At 65.1% G+C, this 17,909-nt stretch carries 17 protein-coding genes, 1 tRNA gene and 1 pseudogene; 8 read left to right on the forward strand and 11 right to left on the reverse strand.

All coding sequences use genetic code 11. The features are described from left to right. Positions 1–78 precede the first annotated feature (78 nt). Complete coding sequence (recR, locus tag AB4Z44_RS07160; RefSeq protein ID WP_404713367.1) at positions 79–675, reverse strand: recombination mediator RecR; 597 nt, start codon at positions 673–675, stop codon at positions 79–81. A gap of 80 nt (positions 676–755) precedes the next feature. On the opposite strand from recR, the gene fmt reads away from it, so the two are divergent. The 3 genes from fmt to AB4Z44_RS07175 are packed head-to-tail and all read left to right on the forward strand — an operon-like array spanning position 756 to position 2,991. Beyond that, positions 756–1,673: a methionyl-tRNA formyltransferase gene (gene fmt / locus AB4Z44_RS07165; protein WP_404713368.1), complete on the forward strand. Its 918-nt coding sequence runs from the start codon at positions 756–758 to the stop codon at positions 1,671–1,673. Continuing rightward, positions 1,670–2,407 (forward strand): tRNA pseudouridine(38-40) synthase TruA, encoded by a 738-nt coding sequence (gene truA / locus AB4Z44_RS07170; RefSeq protein ID WP_404713369.1) that lies wholly within the window; start codon positions 1,670–1,672, stop codon positions 2,405–2,407. The genes fmt and truA overlap by 4 nt, the downstream gene beginning before the upstream one ends. Further along, the gene (locus AB4Z44_RS07175; protein WP_404713370.1) at positions 2,407–2,991 is read left to right on the forward strand and encodes a phosphatase PAP2 family protein; all 585 of its coding nucleotides are present in this window, start codon (positions 2,407–2,409) and stop codon (positions 2,989–2,991) included. Before truA ends, AB4Z44_RS07175 begins: the two co-directional genes overlap by 1 nt. A 2-nt stretch (positions 2,992–2,993) precedes the next feature. Here the strand turns inward: AB4Z44_RS07175 and trxB are convergent, their stop codons facing one another. From trxB to AB4Z44_RS07200, 5 genes and pseudogenes are all read right to left on the reverse strand, one after another. After that, complete coding sequence (gene trxB, locus AB4Z44_RS07180; protein WP_404714373.1) at positions 2,994–3,977, reverse strand: thioredoxin-disulfide reductase; 984 nt, start codon at positions 3,975–3,977, stop codon at positions 2,994–2,996. A gap of 61 nt (positions 3,978–4,038) precedes the next feature. After that, positions 4,039–4,455 (reverse strand): annotated as a pseudogene (locus AB4Z44_RS07185) (low affinity iron permease family protein). Between the two features lie 75 nt (positions 4,456–4,530). Next, positions 4,531–5,313: a 3-hydroxybutyrate dehydrogenase gene (locus AB4Z44_RS07190; RefSeq protein WP_404713371.1), complete on the reverse strand. Its 783-nt coding sequence runs from the start codon at positions 5,311–5,313 to the stop codon at positions 4,531–4,533. After that, positions 5,310–6,524 (reverse strand): patatin-like phospholipase family protein, encoded by a 1,215-nt coding sequence (locus AB4Z44_RS07195; RefSeq protein ID WP_404713372.1) that lies wholly within the window; start codon positions 6,522–6,524, stop codon positions 5,310–5,312. The genes AB4Z44_RS07190 and AB4Z44_RS07195 overlap by 4 nt, the downstream gene beginning before the upstream one ends. Continuing rightward, the gene (locus tag AB4Z44_RS07200; RefSeq protein ID WP_404713373.1) at positions 6,517–7,083 is read right to left on the reverse strand and encodes a carboxymuconolactone decarboxylase family protein; all 567 of its coding nucleotides are present in this window, start codon (positions 7,081–7,083) and stop codon (positions 6,517–6,519) included. Before AB4Z44_RS07200 ends, AB4Z44_RS07195 begins: the two co-directional genes overlap by 8 nt. Before the next feature lie 251 nt (positions 7,084–7,334). On the opposite strand from AB4Z44_RS07200, the gene AB4Z44_RS07205 reads away from it, so the two are divergent. Next, on the forward strand, positions 7,335–8,009 hold the full coding sequence (locus tag AB4Z44_RS07205; RefSeq protein WP_404713374.1) for a glycoside hydrolase family 19 protein: 675 nt from the start codon (positions 7,335–7,337) through the stop codon (positions 8,007–8,009). A 58-nt stretch (positions 8,010–8,067) separates the two neighbouring features. On the opposite strand, the gene AB4Z44_RS07210 is transcribed toward AB4Z44_RS07205, so the two are convergent. Further along, positions 8,068–8,144: transfer RNA gene (locus tag AB4Z44_RS07210), tRNA-Met, on the reverse strand. A 137-nt stretch (positions 8,145–8,281) separates the two neighbouring features. Here AB4Z44_RS07210 and AB4Z44_RS07215 point away from each other — a divergent pair. Both AB4Z44_RS07215 and AB4Z44_RS07220 read left to right on the forward strand, forming a co-directional pair. After that, complete coding sequence (locus AB4Z44_RS07215) at positions 8,282–8,689, forward strand: DUF3775 domain-containing protein (RefSeq protein ID WP_404713375.1); 408 nt, start codon at positions 8,282–8,284, stop codon at positions 8,687–8,689. Positions 8,690–8,788: 99 nt separating this feature from the next. Further along, positions 8,789–10,168: a diguanylate cyclase domain-containing protein gene (locus AB4Z44_RS07220; protein WP_404713376.1), complete on the forward strand. Its 1,380-nt coding sequence runs from the start codon at positions 8,789–8,791 to the stop codon at positions 10,166–10,168. 19 nt (positions 10,169–10,187) lie between these two features. Here AB4Z44_RS07220 and AB4Z44_RS07225 read toward each other — a convergent pair whose 3' ends face one another. The 3 genes from AB4Z44_RS07225 to AB4Z44_RS07235 all read right to left on the reverse strand — a co-directional run bounded on the left by AB4Z44_RS07225 (position 10,188) and on the right by AB4Z44_RS07235 (position 13,413). Continuing rightward, the gene (locus tag AB4Z44_RS07225; RefSeq protein ID WP_404713377.1) at positions 10,188–10,694 is read right to left on the reverse strand and encodes a 2'-5' RNA ligase family protein; all 507 of its coding nucleotides are present in this window, start codon (positions 10,692–10,694) and stop codon (positions 10,188–10,190) included. Beyond that, complete coding sequence (locus AB4Z44_RS07230) at positions 10,684–11,274, reverse strand: PRC-barrel domain-containing protein (protein WP_404713378.1); 591 nt, start codon at positions 11,272–11,274, stop codon at positions 10,684–10,686. The genes AB4Z44_RS07225 and AB4Z44_RS07230 overlap by 11 nt, the downstream gene beginning before the upstream one ends. Before the next feature lie 180 nt (positions 11,275–11,454). Beyond that, the gene (locus tag AB4Z44_RS07235; protein ID WP_404713379.1) at positions 11,455–13,413 is read right to left on the reverse strand and encodes a potassium transporter Kup; all 1,959 of its coding nucleotides are present in this window, start codon (positions 13,411–13,413) and stop codon (positions 11,455–11,457) included. Positions 13,414–13,581: 168 nt separating this feature from the next. Between AB4Z44_RS07235 and ald the strand changes: the two genes are divergently transcribed. Both ald and AB4Z44_RS07245 read left to right on the forward strand, forming a co-directional pair. Then, complete coding sequence (gene ald, locus AB4Z44_RS07240; RefSeq protein ID WP_404713380.1) at positions 13,582–14,676, forward strand: alanine dehydrogenase; 1,095 nt, start codon at positions 13,582–13,584, stop codon at positions 14,674–14,676. A gap of 166 nt (positions 14,677–14,842) precedes the next feature. Further along, positions 14,843–16,243 carry an MATE family efflux transporter gene (locus AB4Z44_RS07245; RefSeq protein WP_404713381.1) on the forward strand — a complete coding sequence of 467 codons (1,401 nt, stop codon included), beginning with the start codon at positions 14,843–14,845 and terminating at the stop codon, positions 16,241–16,243. A gap of 47 nt (positions 16,244–16,290) precedes the next feature. Here the strand turns inward: AB4Z44_RS07245 and AB4Z44_RS07250 are convergent, their stop codons facing one another. Beyond that, positions 16,291–17,772: a carotenoid oxygenase family protein gene (locus AB4Z44_RS07250; protein WP_404713382.1), complete on the reverse strand. Its 1,482-nt coding sequence runs from the start codon at positions 17,770–17,772 to the stop codon at positions 16,291–16,293. Between the last annotated feature and the right edge of the window lie 137 nt (positions 17,773–17,909).

Consider the following 17,909-nt stretch of genomic DNA (forward strand, 5'->3'; position numbering starts at 1 on the left):
TCGAGATGTGTTTGTGGGTATCGAACGAACAGACGCGCCTCGACTTCGCTCAGGACCGTCGGAATTTAGGGAACGTATCTAACCCACCGGCCGCCGCGCCCGCAACGCCTGCGCCAGCGTCCCCTCGTCGAGATAATCGAGCTCGCCGCCGACCGGCAGCCCGTGCGCCAATTGCGTCACCCGCACCGGAAAGCGCTCGATCCGCTCGGCGATATAATGCGCGGTCGTCTGTCCCTCGAGCGTGGCGTTCATCGCCAGCACGACCTCGTCGATGCCGCCGCGCTCGATCCGGCCGACGAGCTGATCGATCGTGAGGTCCTCGGGCCGCACGCCTTCCAGGGCCGCCAGCCGCCCGCCGAGTACATGGAATCGCCCCGGGAACAGCCGCGTGCGGTCGAGGGCCCACAGGTCCGCCACCTCTTCGACCACGCACAGCATGCGGGCATCGCGGCGCGGATCGGCGCAGACCCCGCACGGGTCGGACGTATCGACATTGCCGCAGGTCGTACAGGTCGAGAGCTTCTCGCTGACCGCCTCGAGCGCGCGCTGGAGCGGGCCGAGCGCGGACTCGCGCTTCTTGAGCAGGTGGAGAACCGCGCGCCGGGCGGATCGGGGGCCGAGCCCGGGCAAGCGGGCGAGGGCCTGGGTCAACGCTTCGATTTCGGGGGACGCCATGCGGAACAGATAGGGACGAAAAGGGGCGCGTCACCTGTTCCGGCATGACGCGGCGTCGCATTTGTGGTTGAGGGCATGCCATGCGGATCATCTTCATGGGCACACCGGATTTCGCGGTGCCGACACTCGACGCGCTGCATGGCGCAGGTCATGAGATCGTGGCGGTCTATACCCAGCCGCCACGTCCTGCCAATCGCGGCAAGGCGCCGACCCCCTCCCCCGTCCAGAAGCGTGCCGAGATACTGGGGCTCGAGGTGCGCACTCCGGCTTCGCTCAAGGGAGCGGACGAGCAGGCGGCATTCGCGGCGCTCGATCCCGATGTGGCGGTGGTCGCGGCCTATGGCCTGATCCTGCCGCAGGAGATCCTCGACGCGCCGATCTGGGATTGCCTCAACGTCCATGCCTCCCTGCTGCCGCGCTGGCGTGGTGCCGCGCCGGTGCAGCGCGCGATCCTGGCCGGCGATGTCGAGACCGGCGTCACGATCATGGCGATGGAGGCGGGCCTCGATACCGGCGACATGCTCGCGGTGGCGCGTACCCCGATTGCGGGCAAGGATGCCGGGGCGTTGACGCACGAATTGAGCGGGCTCGGTGCGCGCCTGCTGCTCGATGTGCTCGCCGATCCGGGCGAATTCCCGCCCGAGCCACAGCCGGAAACCGGCGTCACCTACGCCGCCAAGATCGACAAGGCCGAGGCCCGGCTTGATTTCGCGCAGCCGGCGGTGGCGGTCGAGCGGCAGATCCGGGCGTTCGCACCGGTGCCGGGGGCGTGGTTCGAGTTTCAGGGCGAACGGGTGCGCGTGCTTCAGGCAGTGCTGTGCGATGAAACGGGCGTGCCGGGGACGACGCTCGACGATCGCCTGACCATTGCGTGTGGTGACGGCGCGATCCGGCCGCTCAAGGTCCAGCGCGCTGGACGCGGGGTCATGACGACCGAGGAATTGCTGCGCGGATTCGCCATCCCCGCGGGAGCCATGCTGGGGAGAGGGAGCGTTTGAGCCGCTTCCGCTTCACGGTGGAATTCGACGGCCGCCCGTTCATGGGCTGGCAGCGACAGGCCCACGGCCCCAGCGTCCAGCAGGCGATCGAAAAAGCGATCGCAACCGTGACCGGCGAGGCCGCGACGCTCTACGCCGCCGGGCGCACCGACGCCGGGGTTCACGGGCTCGCGATGGTGGCGCATGCCGACATCGCCAAACCGATCGCGCCCTTTCGCCTGATGGAAGCCCTGAACGCAGTCGTCAGGCCCGCTCCCATCGCGATCCTCGACTGTGCGATCGCGCCGGACGATTGGCACGCCCGGTTCTCCTGTATCGGGCGAACCTATCTCTACCGCATCGTCAACCGCCGCGCGCCGCTGACGCTGGATCTCGGCCATGCCTGGCGCATCGCCAAACCGCTCGATGCCGCGGCGATGCACGATGCCGCGCAGATGCTCGTCGGCCTGCACGACTTCACCACCTTCCGCTCGGTCCATTGCCAGGCGCAGAGCCCGCTCAAGACACTCGACCGGCTCGATGTGCGTCGGGAGGGCGACGAGGTTCTGGTCGATGCGGCGGCGCGCTCCTTCCTCCACCATCAGGTGCGATCGATGGTCGGCTGTCTGGCAATGGTGGGTCAGGGGCAATGGCAGGCCGACGATCTCAAGGCGGCGCTCGATTCCCGCGACCGTGCCGCGCTCGGTCACAATGCGCCACCCGACGGGTTGTACTTCGTGGCGGCTCGCTATTGATGGCTGCCCGATCGGGCATCGTCATCGGCGCGCTGCTGATCGCGGCCGGCCTCGTCGCATGGGCGACTGGCTTCGATTGCCGTCTTCACGGTCTGCTGCGCGTGGCGCCGACCTCGCCCCTGCGCGTGGCAGCGCTGGCGCTGACGAAGCTGGGCGGGTTCGCCATCATGGGGCCGTTTGGTCTCGCAGCCGTGCTGATCCTGCTGCTGCGCAAGCGATGGCAGGCGGCCTTATGGCTGTTCCTGACGGTCGGATCGGGGCGGCTGATCGTCGAGGGGATCAAGGTCCTCGTCACCCGCCCACGCCCGCCGCGCATCGACTGGCTCGATCCGGTCGCGTCGTGGAGCTTTCCGAGTTCGCATAGCGCCGGGGCAATGATGACGTGCGTGGCGCTGGCGATGCTGGTGCCGGGCCGGCTCGCTCTCGGGGCGGCGATTATCTTCGCCGTTTCGGTCGGCTGGAGCCGGATCGCGCTGGGGGTTCACTGGCCGGGCGATGTGCTGGCCGGTTGGGGCTTCGGGCTGTTGTGGACCGGTTTGGCAGCCCATTTGCGGCCCGCTCAGGATCGCCCCCGTTCGTCCTGAGCCTACTCCGCCGCGACCTTCTCCGCATCCTCGGGCACCGGATAGTCCTGCTCCTGCAGGAAGCGCTCGGCATCGAGCGCCGCCATGCAACCGGTGCCGGCAGCGGTGATCGCCTGGCGGTAGATCTTGTCCATGACGTCGCCACAGGCGAACACGCCGGGAACGTTGGTCAGGCTCGTGCCCGGGGTCACCTTCATATAGCCGTCACGATCGAGATCGATCTTCCCGACGAACAATTCGGTCGCCGGATGATGGCCGATCGCGACGAAGCCGCCCTCGACGTCGAGCCGGCTCGTCTCACCGGTTTTGACGTTGCGCAGATCGAGCGCGATCAGGCCCTCGTTGCCCTCTCCCGCGACGAATTCGGCGACCTCGGTGTCCCAGATCACCTTGATGCCGTGATGCTTGAACAGGCGCTCCTGCAGGATCTTCTCGGCGCGGAAGCTGTCGCGGCGGTGGATGATCGTCACGTCATGGCTGTGATTGGTGAGGTAGAGCGCCTCCTCGACCGCGGTGTTGCCGCCGCCGATCACCGCTACCTTCTTGCCACGGAAGAAGAAGCCATCGCAGGTCGCACAGGCCGAAACCCCCTGCCCGCGCAATTTCTGTTCGCTCTCCAGCCCAAGCCATTTGGCCTGCGCGCCGGTCGCGATCACCAAGGTATCGCACATGTAGATCGCGCCGCCGTCGCCGGTGAGCTTGAACGGACGCTGCGACAGATCGACGTCGACGATCGTGTCCCACATCATCTGCGCGCCGACATGCTCGGCCTGCGCCTGCATTTCCTCCATCAGCCAGGGGCCCTGGATGACGTGGCGGAAGCCCGGATAATTCTCGACATCGGTGGTGGTGGTGAGCTGCCCGCCCGGCTGGATGCCCTGGACGACGATCGGCGCCAACCCGGCGCGCGCGCCATAGATTGCGGCGGAAAGCCCGGCGGGCCCCGAACCAAGGATCAGCATGCGGGTGGAATGGACAGCGGTCATCATCGTCTCTCAGAATGTGTCTTCGGCGGCGGGATATCCCGCCCGGGCCGGGCGAGCAATCTCACCGTCGCCGTATCAGCCGCTCCAGATAGGTATCGCTGGTCGGTTTGCCATTGGCCCGATCCTCGGCGGCGCACTCCTTTTCCAACGCGGTGCGGATCTCCTGGATTTCCTTATCGGTGCGATGCTCGATCCCGATGAACTGGCCGCGCGCCTCCTCCAGCGCGCGGATGAGCTCGTCGAGCTTGGCTTGCATCGCGGCCGCGTCGCGATTTTGCGAATTCTGAATCAGGAATACCATCAGGAAGGTGACGATGGTCGTGCCGGTATTGATGATGAGCTACCACGTATCCGAATAATGAAAGACCGGCCCGGTAACGCCCCAGACGATCACCACTGCCAGCGCGATGATGAACGCGATCGGATCGCCGACGAAGCGGGCAATCTTGTTGGCGATCAAGGTAAAAAAGCGATCCATGGCAGCCCTCTCGTTTCGAGGGAGCGTATCAGGGCCGGTCTTTAAAATCCTCCCCGTTCCAGGGAGGATTCTCGGTTACTGCATGAACCAGCCGTGGCTCACCACGATCGACTGGCCGGTGAGCGCATTGGTCGGGAAAGCCGCGAGAAATACCGCGGTGCGCGCGACATCGTCCACGGTGGTGAATTCGCCGTCGACCGTATCCTTGAGCATCACCTTGTGGACCACATCGTCCTCGCTGATCCCCAGCTCCTTGGCCTGCTCGGGAATCTGCTTGTCCACCAGAGGCGTGCGCACGAACCCTGGGCAGATTACGTTGGAACGCACGCCATGCTTCGCGCCCTCCTTGGCGACGACCTTCGCGAGCCCGATCAGCCCATGCTTGGCGGTGACGTAGGGCGCCTTTAGCACCGAGGCCTCCTTTGAGTGGACCGACCCCATGTAGATCACGCTGCCGCCCTTGCCCTGCGCATACATATGCCTGAGCGCGGCGCGGGTGGTGAGGAAGGCGCCGTCGAGATGGATCGCGAGCAATTTCTTCCAATCGTCGAACTTGAACTCCTCGATCGGCGCGACGATCTGGATGCCGGCGTTCGACACCAGCACGTCGATCGATCCGAACTTGGCCGCGACCGCGTCGATCCCGGCATCGACCTGCGCCTCGTCGACGACGTTCATCGCCACGCCCATCGCTCGCTCGCCGCTCGGATCGAATTCGAGCGCGGTGGCATTCGCCGCGTCGATATTGAGATCGGCGATCGCGACCTTGGCGCCATTGGCGAGGAACTCGCGCGCAATCTCCTTGCCGATGCCGCTCGCCGCACCGGTGACGACCGCAACCTTGTCCTGCAGGCTCATAGATTGTCCTTTTCGGATTTGGCCGGGACCTGGTGCTCGGCCGCTTCATGGGTGAAATCGTAGACGCCGACGCCCGAAGGCTCGGCCGGGAGGGTCAGCACCTCGGGCTGGGCGAGGGTATGCCTCGCATTGTCATACCCGGTACGCCAATGATCCTCCATCGTCTGGCGCGAGAATTCATAATCCTTCGACTCGCCCTCGTAGGTGGGCGAATGATAGATGAGCTGGACAATATTGTAGACCGCCGGGTCGGACGCGGCGGCAAGCAATTTCGCCTCTTCGGTCGCGGCCAGATCGGCCGGCAATTGCGAGAGCAGTTTCTGGAACGCCGCGCGCAGCTTCTGGCGTTCACGGAACTCGTCGGTCGCGGCCCGGGTACGGCTGGAATATTGGACCTCCTTCATCCGCACGCCGACGCCAGCCATATCGCGCGGCAGCACGCCGTGCGCGCTCCACAGATCGACCTGGAAGATTAGGGTATCGAGGTCCGATCGCGCCGACAACACCCAGTCGAGCGGGGTGTTCGAGACCATGCCCCCATCCCAGAAATATTCACCGTCGACCTCGACCGGGGGAAAGGCCGGCGGCAGCGCCCCGCTCGCCATGATATGTTCGGGACGGATCGTGTCGGTGGCATTGTCGAAGTACGCGAAATTGCCGGTGCGCACATTCACCGCGCCGACGCTGAAGCGCATCGTGCGATCGTTGATCCGGTCGAAATCGACCAGCCGCTCGAGCGTGGGCTTGAGCGCGCTCGTATCGTACCAGCTGATCGCATCGGGGGTACCGTTGGGCTGGAGCGGCGGCGGTGGGAAGCGCGGACTGAAGAAGCCCGGCACACCGTTCATCAGCACCCCGCCGGCGGCAAGCTGGTTGATCACCCCGCGCACCATACCGGTGTGGAGCAGGCTCGGCAGCCAGCCGCTCCAATGTGCGGTCGGCGCGCTCGCCATCTCCCAGAAGTCGCGCAATCTGGCGACGCGCCGTTCGGGCGGGTTGCCGGCGATGATCGCGCTGTTGATCGCGCCGATCGAGATCCCCGCGATCCAGGTCGGCTCGATACCGTGCTCGTGCAGCGCCTCGTAGACGCCCGCCTGATAGGCGCCGAGCGCTCCGCCGCCCTGCAGGAGGAGTGCAATGCTTTCGAACGGCGTGGCGGTCGGCTCGGCAGCGGCGGCCGGCGCGCGCGACCGTCGGCGCGGCTCACTCACGCTCGGGCACCGGGACGTTGAAGCCGTTGAGCGTGGTCGAGACAAGGCTGTAGAGCCCGACCAGATAGATGAGTTCATTGGCGCCATGCTGGCCGAACGTGTCGACCGCCAGCCGGTAGATCGGCTCGGGCAAGGTTCCGCCGCGCACGAGCGCGTAGGACAAATCGAAGGCGACGCTTTCGTCCGGCGCGAGGTCGACCGGCTTCAGATCGGCCGCCAAAGTCGCCAGCCGCTCGGGCTTCATCCCCTCGCGCTCGGCGACCGCAATATGGGCATAGATCTCGTAGGCGGCGTCGAAGCGGGCGCCGACGACGAGGATCGCAATCTGGCGGACATTATCGGGCAACGAAGCCTCGGCGGTCATCGCGAGGGTCAGATCCCAGATCGCCTTGCCGATCCGTGGCTCGTGCAGCCACGGGTTCCATGGCCCCATCAGCGCCCCATCCTCGCGCTCGACCTTGAAGGCGTTGAAGTTGCTGGCGATGCCCTTGCGCATGTCTTCGTAGAGAGACCTCTGCTCGGGCGTCAGGTCGGCGGGGGCAATCAGGGGCAGGCGCATCGGCGGTCCTTCCGGAACGATAGCTTCGAAGTCCATTCTGAGCGATGTTTCAGTGACCAGGAAATGACAATTCGCAACTGCAGCATACAGAAAACGCAAGGCGTGCCGTTTTTGCGGTGGCCGTCGATTGCCACCGAATTGGATGGGCCGCACAAATCCCGCTTGCATCCGGGCCCGCCGATCCGAAACTGGCTCGCAAAGATGTGGCCATCACCTCATCCCACATCTTCCGGCGGCACAGGAGGACATCCATGGCGGGCTTGGGCGCAATCGATTGGCCGACTGTCCAGACGCGCATCGGCGCTTCGCCTGATGGCTATCCGGGTCCGATTACCTATGGCCTCCTCGTCGATATCGTCGGATCGAAATGCGATGCGGTTGCCAAGTGCCTGACCGAACATGCCGGCGCGTACGGCATGACCACGCCGGGCCGCCTCGCAGAATTCCTCGCGCAGATCGCCAATGAAACCGGCGGGTTCGTGCGCTGGGACGAGAATCTGAATTACAGCGTGACCGGCATGGTCAAAACCTGGCCGACGCACTTCACGCAAACGAAGGCGCTCGAATGCTACGGCCATCCCGATCTGATCGCCGAATGCGCTTATGGCGGCCGCATGGGCAACGGCCCCGAGGGCTCGGGCGACGGCTGGAAATATCGCGGTCGTGGTGCACTGCAACTGACCGGCAAGGCCGCCTATACGAAGTTCGGCCAGATACTCGGTCTCAATCTCGTCGCAGATCCCGATCTGGCCGCCGACCCGTTCGACTCAACTTTGATCGCGCTCGAATATTTCAAGGAATTGAAGGTCAACGACGCGGTCGACCAGGGCGATTTCACCAAAGCGCGGCAATTGACCAATGGCGGCACGATCGGGCTCGAGAATGTCGCGTTGCTGCGGCAGAAATTGTTGGCCGTGCTGACATGAGGGAGCCTCTCCTCCGTAAGGAGGGGAAGATGCGCTAACGAAAAACGATGCTTCGCGCTGGTAGCGGAGGAGGGACTTGAACCCCCGACACGCGGATTATGATTCCGCTGCTCTAACCAGCTGAGCTACTCCGCCCCACCAAAGAGGCGCTGCTCCAGCGCGAGACGCGGGCCTATAGGCAGGGCTTTTCCGCGGGTCAACCGATCTGCATTGGCGATTGACGGAACTCCCGCGGCGCCGCCACGTTGCGGCCACAACCGGAGGGAAATACCATGGACCTGATCACACCGCTCGAGACGATCTGCCGCCTGATCATACGCGCCCGCGAGAACGAGGCCCAGGTGCCTGCGATCGAGGCCGACGACGAGGCCGACCCCACCGATTCGGACGACGAGTTCGCGGTGCTGGAGGACGAATCGAACGAGGCGATCGAGGAGGAGATGATGGCTCTTCTCGACGATCTCGGCGAGGATCAGGTGCAGGAGATACTGGCGCTCGCCTGGGTCGGCCGCGGCACCTACGACGTCAGTGAGTGGGAAGATGCGCTGGAGGAAGCCGCCGATCGCGATGCCGAGGATCCGGTCGACCAGCTCATGGATATGCCGACGCTGGCAGCCTATCTCGATGCGGGCCTCGCTGCGTTCGATCTCACCTGCGACGGCATCGGCCAGATCGACTGATAGACCAGCGGCATGTGACGTCTTTATGGCCGCTTGGGATTGAACAAAAATTTACCCGCCCTGGCGCATAGGCTGAGGCTGCCCTGGGGGAGTCGTATAGTGGATCGCTGGCAGGCGGCATCGCACCAGCTGCGCGCACTTCAGTCTGAAATCGACGAGGCGCGTGGCGGGCTTGATGCAGCAATGCAGATGGTGGTGGAAGGCGCTCTCGGCGCTATTCCTCAGGCCGCCGGCGCAATCGTCGAAATGCGCGACCAGGATGCGCTCGTCTATCGCGCGGGGAGCGGCATTGCCGCCACCAGCATGGGATTGCGGCTCGACCTGGATAACAGCCTGTCGGGCGACTGCATCCGCACGGGCGAGCCGCGCACATGGTCCGAAGGTCAGAAAGAATTGCGGGTCGATGCCGAGGCAGGGCGTCGGGTCGGCGCGCGATCGTTCGTGGCGGTGCCGCTCGCTTTCAACGGCGACAATATCGGTGTGCTCAAGATTTTCTCGGCCGATCGCGATGCTTTCGAGGAGCACGATCTGGTGCTGGCGCAATTCCTGGCCAATGCCATCATCCTCGCGCTGGCGTCTGCCGAACGGACCCGGTTGGTCGCCGAGCATGACGCGCTCGCGCGCCGCTTCGTGGCGACCTTCGATCAGGCGGCGGTCGGCATCGCGCACGTCGCGCCCGATGGCCATTTCCTGCTGGTGAACCAACGGTTCACCGAGATTACCGGCTGGGGATCGGACGAACTTGCCCGGGGCGGTTTCCAGCAGATCACCCATCCCGACGATCTGGAAGCCGATCTTGCCAATCTGACGGCGCTGGTGGCCGGCGAGATACCGCGTTATTCGATGGAGAAACGCTATATCCGGCACGATGGCACGCTGGTGTGGGTCAACCTGACCGTTTCCCTGGTGCGCACGGCCGATGGCCAGCCTGATTTCTTCGTTTCGGTGATCGAGGATATTTCGGCGCGCAAGGCGGCCGAGGTGCTGGCCTCGCACGATATGCTGACCGGGCTGCCGAACCGGCGGCTGGTCCTCGATCAGCTCGCGTACCAGCTGGCCTTTCCGACAGGCGGGCGACCGCTCGCCGTCGCCTATCTCGACGTCGACCGGTTCAAGAGCGTGAATGACCGCTTCGGCCATGCCGAAGGCGATCGCTGCCTCGTCGCGATCAGCGGTGCGCTCAAGGGCTCGCTTCGTGAGGGCGATCTGCTGGGGCGGATGGCAGGCGACGAATTCGTGCTGATCCTGCCGGACGCCGATGCAGTCGCCGCCGAAGCCTTGCTCGCACGTCTATGCGATGCGGTCGATCGCCTCCCCGATCGGCCGCGCTGGAATGTCCATATCAGCGCCGGCGCCATCATCGTCAGCCCCGGCAGCGGGGCCGAACCCGATCGCGTGCTTCATGCTGCGGATCAGCTTATGTATCGGGTGAAGCACGATCATAGCGGCGGATCGAAGGTTGAGCATCTGGCGACCTAGGCATCGGGCGAGCGAGAGCCTAGCCGAACAGATGGCGCGAAACCGGCTCCCAGGGACCGCCGCGATAGCGCCATAAGCCGAGGCCGGTGATCACGATCCGGCGTGGGCGGAAATCCACGCCGGCTTGATCCAGCAGTGCCCGAACTTCCCCGCGCTTCACCTTGTTCTGGATGGTCACGTGCGGACGCCAGCCGGCCGCATCCTGCGGCGTGAGCAACCCGGCAAAGGCATCGGCCAGATCGTCCCGGATCGCCGCGAGCGCCGGCGTGACGATGCGGATCGCGACTCCGCTGCCGAGGTCCATCACGCCCGCCGCCTCCGCGAATGGCGCCGGACCGCGCACCGCTTCGCGCAGCCTTTGCCCGAGCTCGCCTTCGATCGACGGCGGCAGGTGGTGGAACAAGGTCAGATGAGCGGGCAGCTGGTTGCGCTCGGGCGGGAAATGGGCACGGCGCAGCGCATCGAGCCAGGCGAGATCGGTTGGCGCGAACAAGGCCGCGACGATCAAAGGCGCATTATCGGGCAATGCCTGCCCGTTCGATCGTTGCCGGCCAGTTCTCGGGATCGAGCGCAGGACGGCGCGCAAGCTCGTCGGGGCGGAGCGCGGCCCGAATCTCGTCGCCGCCCAGCACGATCTCGTGCCATCCCAGCGCGTGGAGCTTCTCCCCCAGCCCGCCGACACCGCCGCGACGGACCACCAGATAGGAAATCGCCCCATGGTCGCACGCCGCCATGGCATCGACGATCTCGCCGATCTTGCTGCCGTCAGACGCGTGCACCGCGCGCCCGGCGAGCGAACCCAGCGCGAACAATGTCGGCGCCCTTTCGCTCGCGCTCGCCTCTACAGCGGCACCGGCGCCGGTCTCGTAGCGTGCCTGTCGTCCGAGCCAGCGCCAGATGCCGATCAGATCCACCAGCAGCAGGAAGGCGTTGCTCCATAGCAGATTCTGCTGCCCGCTCCCGATCGCGACGGTCACCCACGCGATCGCACCGACCGAAAAGAGGACGAAGCCCCAACCGGTAACGCGCGTGCCGAGATTGGCTGCGGTCATCATCGCCGCGATCATCGTTGCCGCCGGCGCGACCCAGCCTGCCAGTTCGATCATCCAGTCTCCTTTCCCGGGATAGGGCTGGGATGAGGACGAACGACGCCGCATATTGTGCCGGGTCGCCCCAAACCGATCGCGAAAGGCGGATCATCGCGCGAAGTCGAGGCAGATCGTATGCCAGAAGCAGCGTCGTGCAGCGTGTCCTTGCCCGACACGAACGGGATTAATACGCGAGCCTTAGATCTCGACCTGGCTACCCAACTCCACCACGCGATTGGTCGGCAAGCGGAAGAATTCCATCGCGCTTTCGGCGTTGCGCAGCATCCAGGCGAACAGTTTCTCGCGCCAGATCGCCATTCCCGGCCGGCTCGAGGCGATCAGGGTTTGCCGCGCGAGGAAGAAGCTCGTGTCCATCATCTTGAACGTCGGGCCGCAGCCGGTCGCGAACTTGAGCGCTGCCGGAACGTCCGGATCCTCCATGAAGCCGTAGCGGATCACCAGCCGGTAGAAGCCCTGCCCGATATCCTCATACCAGACGCGTTTGCCAGTCTGGACATAGGGTACGTCCTCGATCTTGACCGTCAGCAATACGACGCGCTCGTGCAGCACCTTGTTGTGCTTGAGGTTGTGTAGAAGCGCGTGGGGCACGCCGTCGGGCGTCGAGGTCATGAACACCGCGGTGCCCGGCACGCGCGTCGCCGAATTGACCGCCGAGCGGACGAACACCTGGATCGGCATCGCTGCCTCGCGCATCCGCTCGATCATCAACCCGCGCCCGCGCGCCCAGGTGGTGAGCAACGTGAAGATGATGAAGCCCATCAGCAACGGGAACCAGCCGCCGTCGGGCACCTTGGTGAGGTTCGCGCTGAAATAGGCGACGTCCATCGTGCCGATCAGCGCGAGCAGAAGCCCCGCCACCAGCTTGTTCCATTTCCATAGCTGGAATAGCACGACCGATACGAGGCAGGTGTCGATCAGCATCGCCCCGGTGACCGCGATGCCATAGGCCGCCGCCAGGTTCGAGGACGAGCGGAAGAACATCACCAGCAGGCAGACCATGATCATCAGCCCCCAGTTGATGGCCGGGATGTAGATCTGCCCGGCCGAGCTGGCACTGGTATGCTCGATGCGCAGGCGCGGCATGAAGCCGAGCTGGATCGCCTGCTGGGTGACCGAGAAGGCGCCCGAAATCACCGCTTGCGACGCGATCACCGTCGCCATCGTCGCGAGGATGACGAGCGGGAGGCGCAGGCTGTCGGGCGCGAGCAGGAAGAACGGATTGTGGATGATGCGGAGCGCCTCGTGCGGCGACGCCGCGAGGATCATCGCCCCCTGCCCCAGATAATTGAGCATCAGGGCGGGCAGCACGAAGAACAGCCACGAGACGCGGATCGGATTGCGCCCGAAATGCCCCATGTCGGCGTAAAGCGCTTCGGCCCCCGTCACCGCCAGCACGACCGAGCCCATCGCCAGGAAGGCGCGGAGACCGTCGTCGACGAAGAACCGGACTGCATGCCATGGGTTGAGCGCGGCAAAGACGCTTGGGGTCGCCAGAATATTGGTGATGCCGAGCACCGCCAGCACGAGGAAATAGACCACCATCACCGGGCCGAACATCATGCCGACCTTGCCGACGCCGCGCTGCTGGATCGCAAACAGGCCGATCAGGATGCCGATCGCGATCGGCAGAACGAACGGGCCGAAGCCAGGGCTGACGACAGTGAGGCCCTCGACCGCGGTCAGCACCGAGATCGCCGGGGTGATCATCGAGTCGCCGTAGAAAAGCGCGGTCGCGAACACGCCGAGCAGGATCAGGCCGCGCGTCCAGCGGCGGGCCTTGGTGTTTGTCGATCGCGAGATCAAGGCCAGCAAGGCGAGGCTGCCGCCCTCCCCCTTATTGTCGGCGCGCATGATGATAGCGACATATTTGACCGTCACGACCAGCATCATCGACCAGAAGATCAGGCTGAGCACGCCCAACACGTTGGCAGAATTGGGCTCGAGCGTGTGATGCCCCGCGAAAGTCTCGCGAAAGGCGTAAAGCGGGCTGGTGCCGATGTCGCCGAAGACGACTCCGACCGCACCCAAGGCAAGCGGAAGTAATCCCTGCTTGCCGTGCACATGGCCATGGATATCGCCATCGACTGGCAACGCAGGCGACTCGGCAATCTGGGAAACGGCAACGCCCGACGTCATTTAGGATGAAACCCTGAACTGCGGCTGGTTCCGCAATTTGTGTGCGGCGCCCGGCCCCACTCCGGCAGCTGCGGCGCGCCGATAGCACTTGGCGTACCCACCCGCAACAGGAGTAGAGGGACGCAATGCGCGGTCAAACGTTACCGCCAACGAAGCAGGAGAAATCGCATGCGCATCGGCGTGCCGAAAGAAATCAAGAATCATGAATACCGGGTCGGCCTCACGCCGCCATCGGTCGCCGAGTTGGTGGCGTCCGGCCATGATGTGGTGGTGGAGACCGGCGCCGGCAAGGGCATCGACTTCGAGGATGCCGACTATGTCGAGGCGGGCGCCACCATATTGCCGAATGCGGATGCCGTGTTCGACGCGGCCGAGATGATCGTGAAGGTGAAGGAACCGCAGCCAATCGAGATCGCCCGATTGAAGCAGCATCATCTGCTCTTCACCTACCTCCATCTTGCCGCCGACAAGCCGCAGGCGGAGGGGCTCATGAAATCGGGCGCGACCTGCATCGCCTATGAGACGGTCACCGCGCGCGACGGTTCCCTCCCCCTGCTCAAGCCGATGTCGGAAGTGGCGGGACGGATGTCGATCCAGGTCGGGGCGCATTATCTGGAGAAGGAGCAAGGCGGGCGCGGCGTGCTGCTCGGCGGCGTGCCCGGCGTGGCGCCGGCGCGGGTCGCGATCCTGGGCGGCGGGGTCGCGGGCGTGAATGCGGCGCAGATGGCGGTCGGCATGCGCGCCGACGTCACGATCTACGACATCAACAATGCCCGGCTCGCCGAGCTCGACATGTTCTTCTCGAACCAGATCAAGACCGCCTATGCTTCGAAGGCGGCGATCGCGGCGGCGGTGGCGCGCGCACATCTCGTGATCGGCGCGGTGCTGATTCCGGGTGCGGCGGCCCCGAAGCTGGTGACGCGCGAGATGTTGAAGACGATGAAGCGCGGCAGCGTATTGGTCGACATCGCGATCGATCAGGGCGGCTGTTTCGAAACCAGCCATGCGACGACGCATGACGATCCGGTGTTCGAAGTCGACGGCATCACCCATTATTGCGTCGCCAACATGCCGGGCGCAGTTGCGCGCACATCGGCGTTTGCGCTCAATAATGCGACCCTGCCGTTCGCGCTGCGACTGGCGAATCTGGGCGCCGACGTCGCGCTGGCGTCGGATCACAATCTGGCGAACGGGCTGAACGTGTCGGGTGGCAAGATTCGGCATAAAGCCGTAGCCGAAGCGCTGAACTTACCGTTGAACTGACGCTCCTTCCCGGCACGCGGAGGGGGACCGCGACGCGAAGCGGCGTGTGGAGGGGGCTCCGGACAGGGCGCAGCACTCGCCGCACGCCCGCTCCACCGTCGCTGTGCGATGATCCCCCCTCCTGTGCCGGAAGGATTTTCGCGCAGCGCATTCACAGGCTCGGACCATGACGACGCACATCCAAACGATAAGCGCGTCCCGCGCCAGCCCAAGCTGGGCAACCGAACTGAGCGCCCAGATCGCCCTCGCGCTGCCGTTGGTGCTGGGCAACATCGCCTGGTCCGGCGTCGCCGCATCCGATCTGTTCCTGCTCGGCAAGATCGGCGCCGACGCGGTTGCGGCAGGCGCGCTGGCGCTCAACATCTATAATGCGTTCTTGGTCGCCGGTATGGGCATTGTCGGCGCCGCTTCCCCGCTGATCGCCAGCGAGCGCGGGCGGCGTCGCCACTCGGTGCGCGATATCCGCCGCACGGTGCGGCAGGCGATCTGGGCGGCGATCGCGTTCGCGCTGCCGGCGTGGCTGATCCTCTGGCACGGCGAGGCGATCCTGCTGCGGCTCGGGCAAGACCCTGCCCTTTCGCGCGACGCGGGCACGCTCATGCACAGCCTGCAATGGGCTTTGCTACCCTATCTCGTGTTGACCACGCTCAGGCAGTTCCTCTCCGCACTGGAACGCCCGATCTGGACCTTCGTCGTGATCGCCGTGTCGTTGCCGGTGAACCTGTTGCTCGGCTGGAGCCTGATCTTCGGCCATTTCGGCATGCCCGCGCTGGGGCTGTTCGGCGCGGGGTTGGCAAGCACGCTCACCGCGGCCTTCATGGCGCTGGGCCTGAGCGCTGTGATCCTGATCGATCGCCGTTTTCGCCGCTATCGCCTGTTCGGCCGCTGGTGGGTGGCGGACTGGGCGCGCTTCCGCGACATCTGGCAGATCGGCACCCCGATCGCGATCACGATCGCGCTGGAAGTGACGGTATTCAACGCGTCGGTATTCCTGATGGGCCTGATCGATCGTGCCTCGCTCGCCGCACATGCCGTCGCGATCCAGATCGCCTCGGTCGCTTTCATGATGCCGATGGGGATCGGGCAGGCCGCGACCGTCCGGGTCGGGCTGGCTTATGGCGCACGGGACCGTGCCGGCGTGGGGCGGGCGGGATGGGTGTCGCTCGGTCTGGGATGCGCGTGCGCGACCGTCTCGGCAGCGATCCTGCTGCTGTGGCCGCGCCCGTTCATGGCGATCTTCATCGATGTGACCAATCCGGCCAACGCCGAGGTGGTGCGCCTCTGCATCTCGTTTCTGGCGGTGGCCGCCTTCTTCCAATTGTTCGATTGCGCCCAGGCGATCGGAGCGGGCGCATTGCGCGGCCTGCACGATACGCGTGTGCCAATGCTGTTCGCCGCGGTCGGCTATTGGGTGTTCGGGATAGGGACCTCGGTCCTGCTCGGCTTCCCGTTGGGTATGCGCGGCTTGGGCGTCTGGATCGGCCTTGCCACCGGGCTGGGGCTGGTCGCGGTGTTGCTCGTGTGGCGCTGGGCCAATCGAGAAAGGTTGGGCTTGGTCGGCAATTGAGCCCCCTCCCGCCTTTCGCGGGAGAGGGTCGGGTAAGGGAGGGCTGTCTAAGCCGCTTCTTTCAGGCTCGCTGCCTGCGCCAGCTGATCCTTCGGCACCCACCAGCCATGGACTTGCGGACGCAAGCGCACCGGCACCTTGATCTTCGCCACCGGCGGCGCAGCGACGTTGCCCCCGTCGACGATCCAGACCTCCGACGCGAAATCGCTCTCGCCGACCTGCTGGTCGACGACGAACATCAGCCAGCCTTCATGATCGGGATCGCGCGAGGGGATATGGATTGGCTCGTTGATCGCGAAGCCCGGCGGCAGGCCCATCGCATCGATCCGGCCATTGCCCGGCTCGATCCGCAGCAGGCAGTTGAACGCCGTCCCGACCGGCCCACCCGCCAGCGGCGGCCCGCCCTGCGGGTTGATGCTGAGATACCAGCCGTGCCGATACGGGCGCCCCTGCAGCGCGTCGGGGATGCGCGGCATGTCGCCCGGAGGGCCGAGATCGCGCACCTCGAACGTCTCGCCGGGCTTGGTCATGTCGAAGGTCCAGCGCTGCAGGCTGCCGCCGATCTCCCACTGGTTGCGCTCGATGCCGCCCGCCTTGCGCATGAAGGGAAAAGCGTTGGTGTCCGAGATGTGCATGTCGATCGACGCCTGGCCCTCGCCGTCGTCGAACGCGTTCATGATGTGGAACACCGACATGCCCGGGGGCCCGCGGAACCAGCGCATCTCCTCGACCTTGCCGTAGCGCGGCATCACGCCCATCCAGCTTTCCTGATCCTGGCGGTGCGCCCAATGTTCGCCGCCGGCCCTGAGCCGCTCGATATCGGTGGTGGTCGGGAAGATCGGAAAGAAGGCGTAATTCTTCGAGATCGCGAAATCGTGCATCATCGCCGCGTAAGGCGCCCGGAACCATTGTTCGGACACCAGATTGCCGTCCTTGTCGGCATAGGCATAAGCAATGTCTTCCGAGCAGAGCCCGCCTGCCTCGTAGCCGAAGAAGAACATCTCGCCGGTTTCGGGATCGATCCGGGCATGCGCGGTCATCGTCTGCGATTTGAGGGCGCCATGGTAATCCCAACTGCCGATCGTTTCGAGCGTGTTGGGATCGACCTCATAGGCGCGGCCGTCCTCCTTGGTCATGAACAGCCGGCCGGCGTGCCAGATCGGGGTGGTGTTGGCGACGGTACGGTCGACGTCCTTGACCGAAGGGTCGTCGGTGAAGGGATTGCGATAGCGCCCGAACAATGCCTTGCGCGCCTTCTTCTCGGCCAGATAGCGCGCGGTGTGGACATATTTGATCGAGAAATCGACGTGTCCGTCCTCGAACAGGAAGCGCGAGATCATGCCGTCCCCCGACAGCGCGGTATCGTCATCGAACATCGGGCGGTGCGCCGGATCGGGCACGGCGCGGAAGAACGCGCCCTCGATCTCGGGCGGGATCGTCCCCTCCACTTCCAGATTCTGGATCTCCACCTCCAGCCGGACCGGCAGGTTGAGCCCGCTATAATCAACCGTATCCGGAAAAGACGTCATACCCGCTCCCACTCCCTATCTGCGACATTTCCTACCGTGTACGGCGCGCCGCGTCATCCGGTTCAACTATAACATTTGATAAGATCGAGCAAGCGTGCACAGTCCCGAGCTTGACTTGGCCACGCTCGACTGGCCAC

The organism is Sphingomonas sp. MMS24-J13, from assembly GCF_044905095.1.
Lineage (GTDB): Bacteria > Pseudomonadota > Alphaproteobacteria > Sphingomonadales > Sphingomonadaceae > Sphingomonas_I.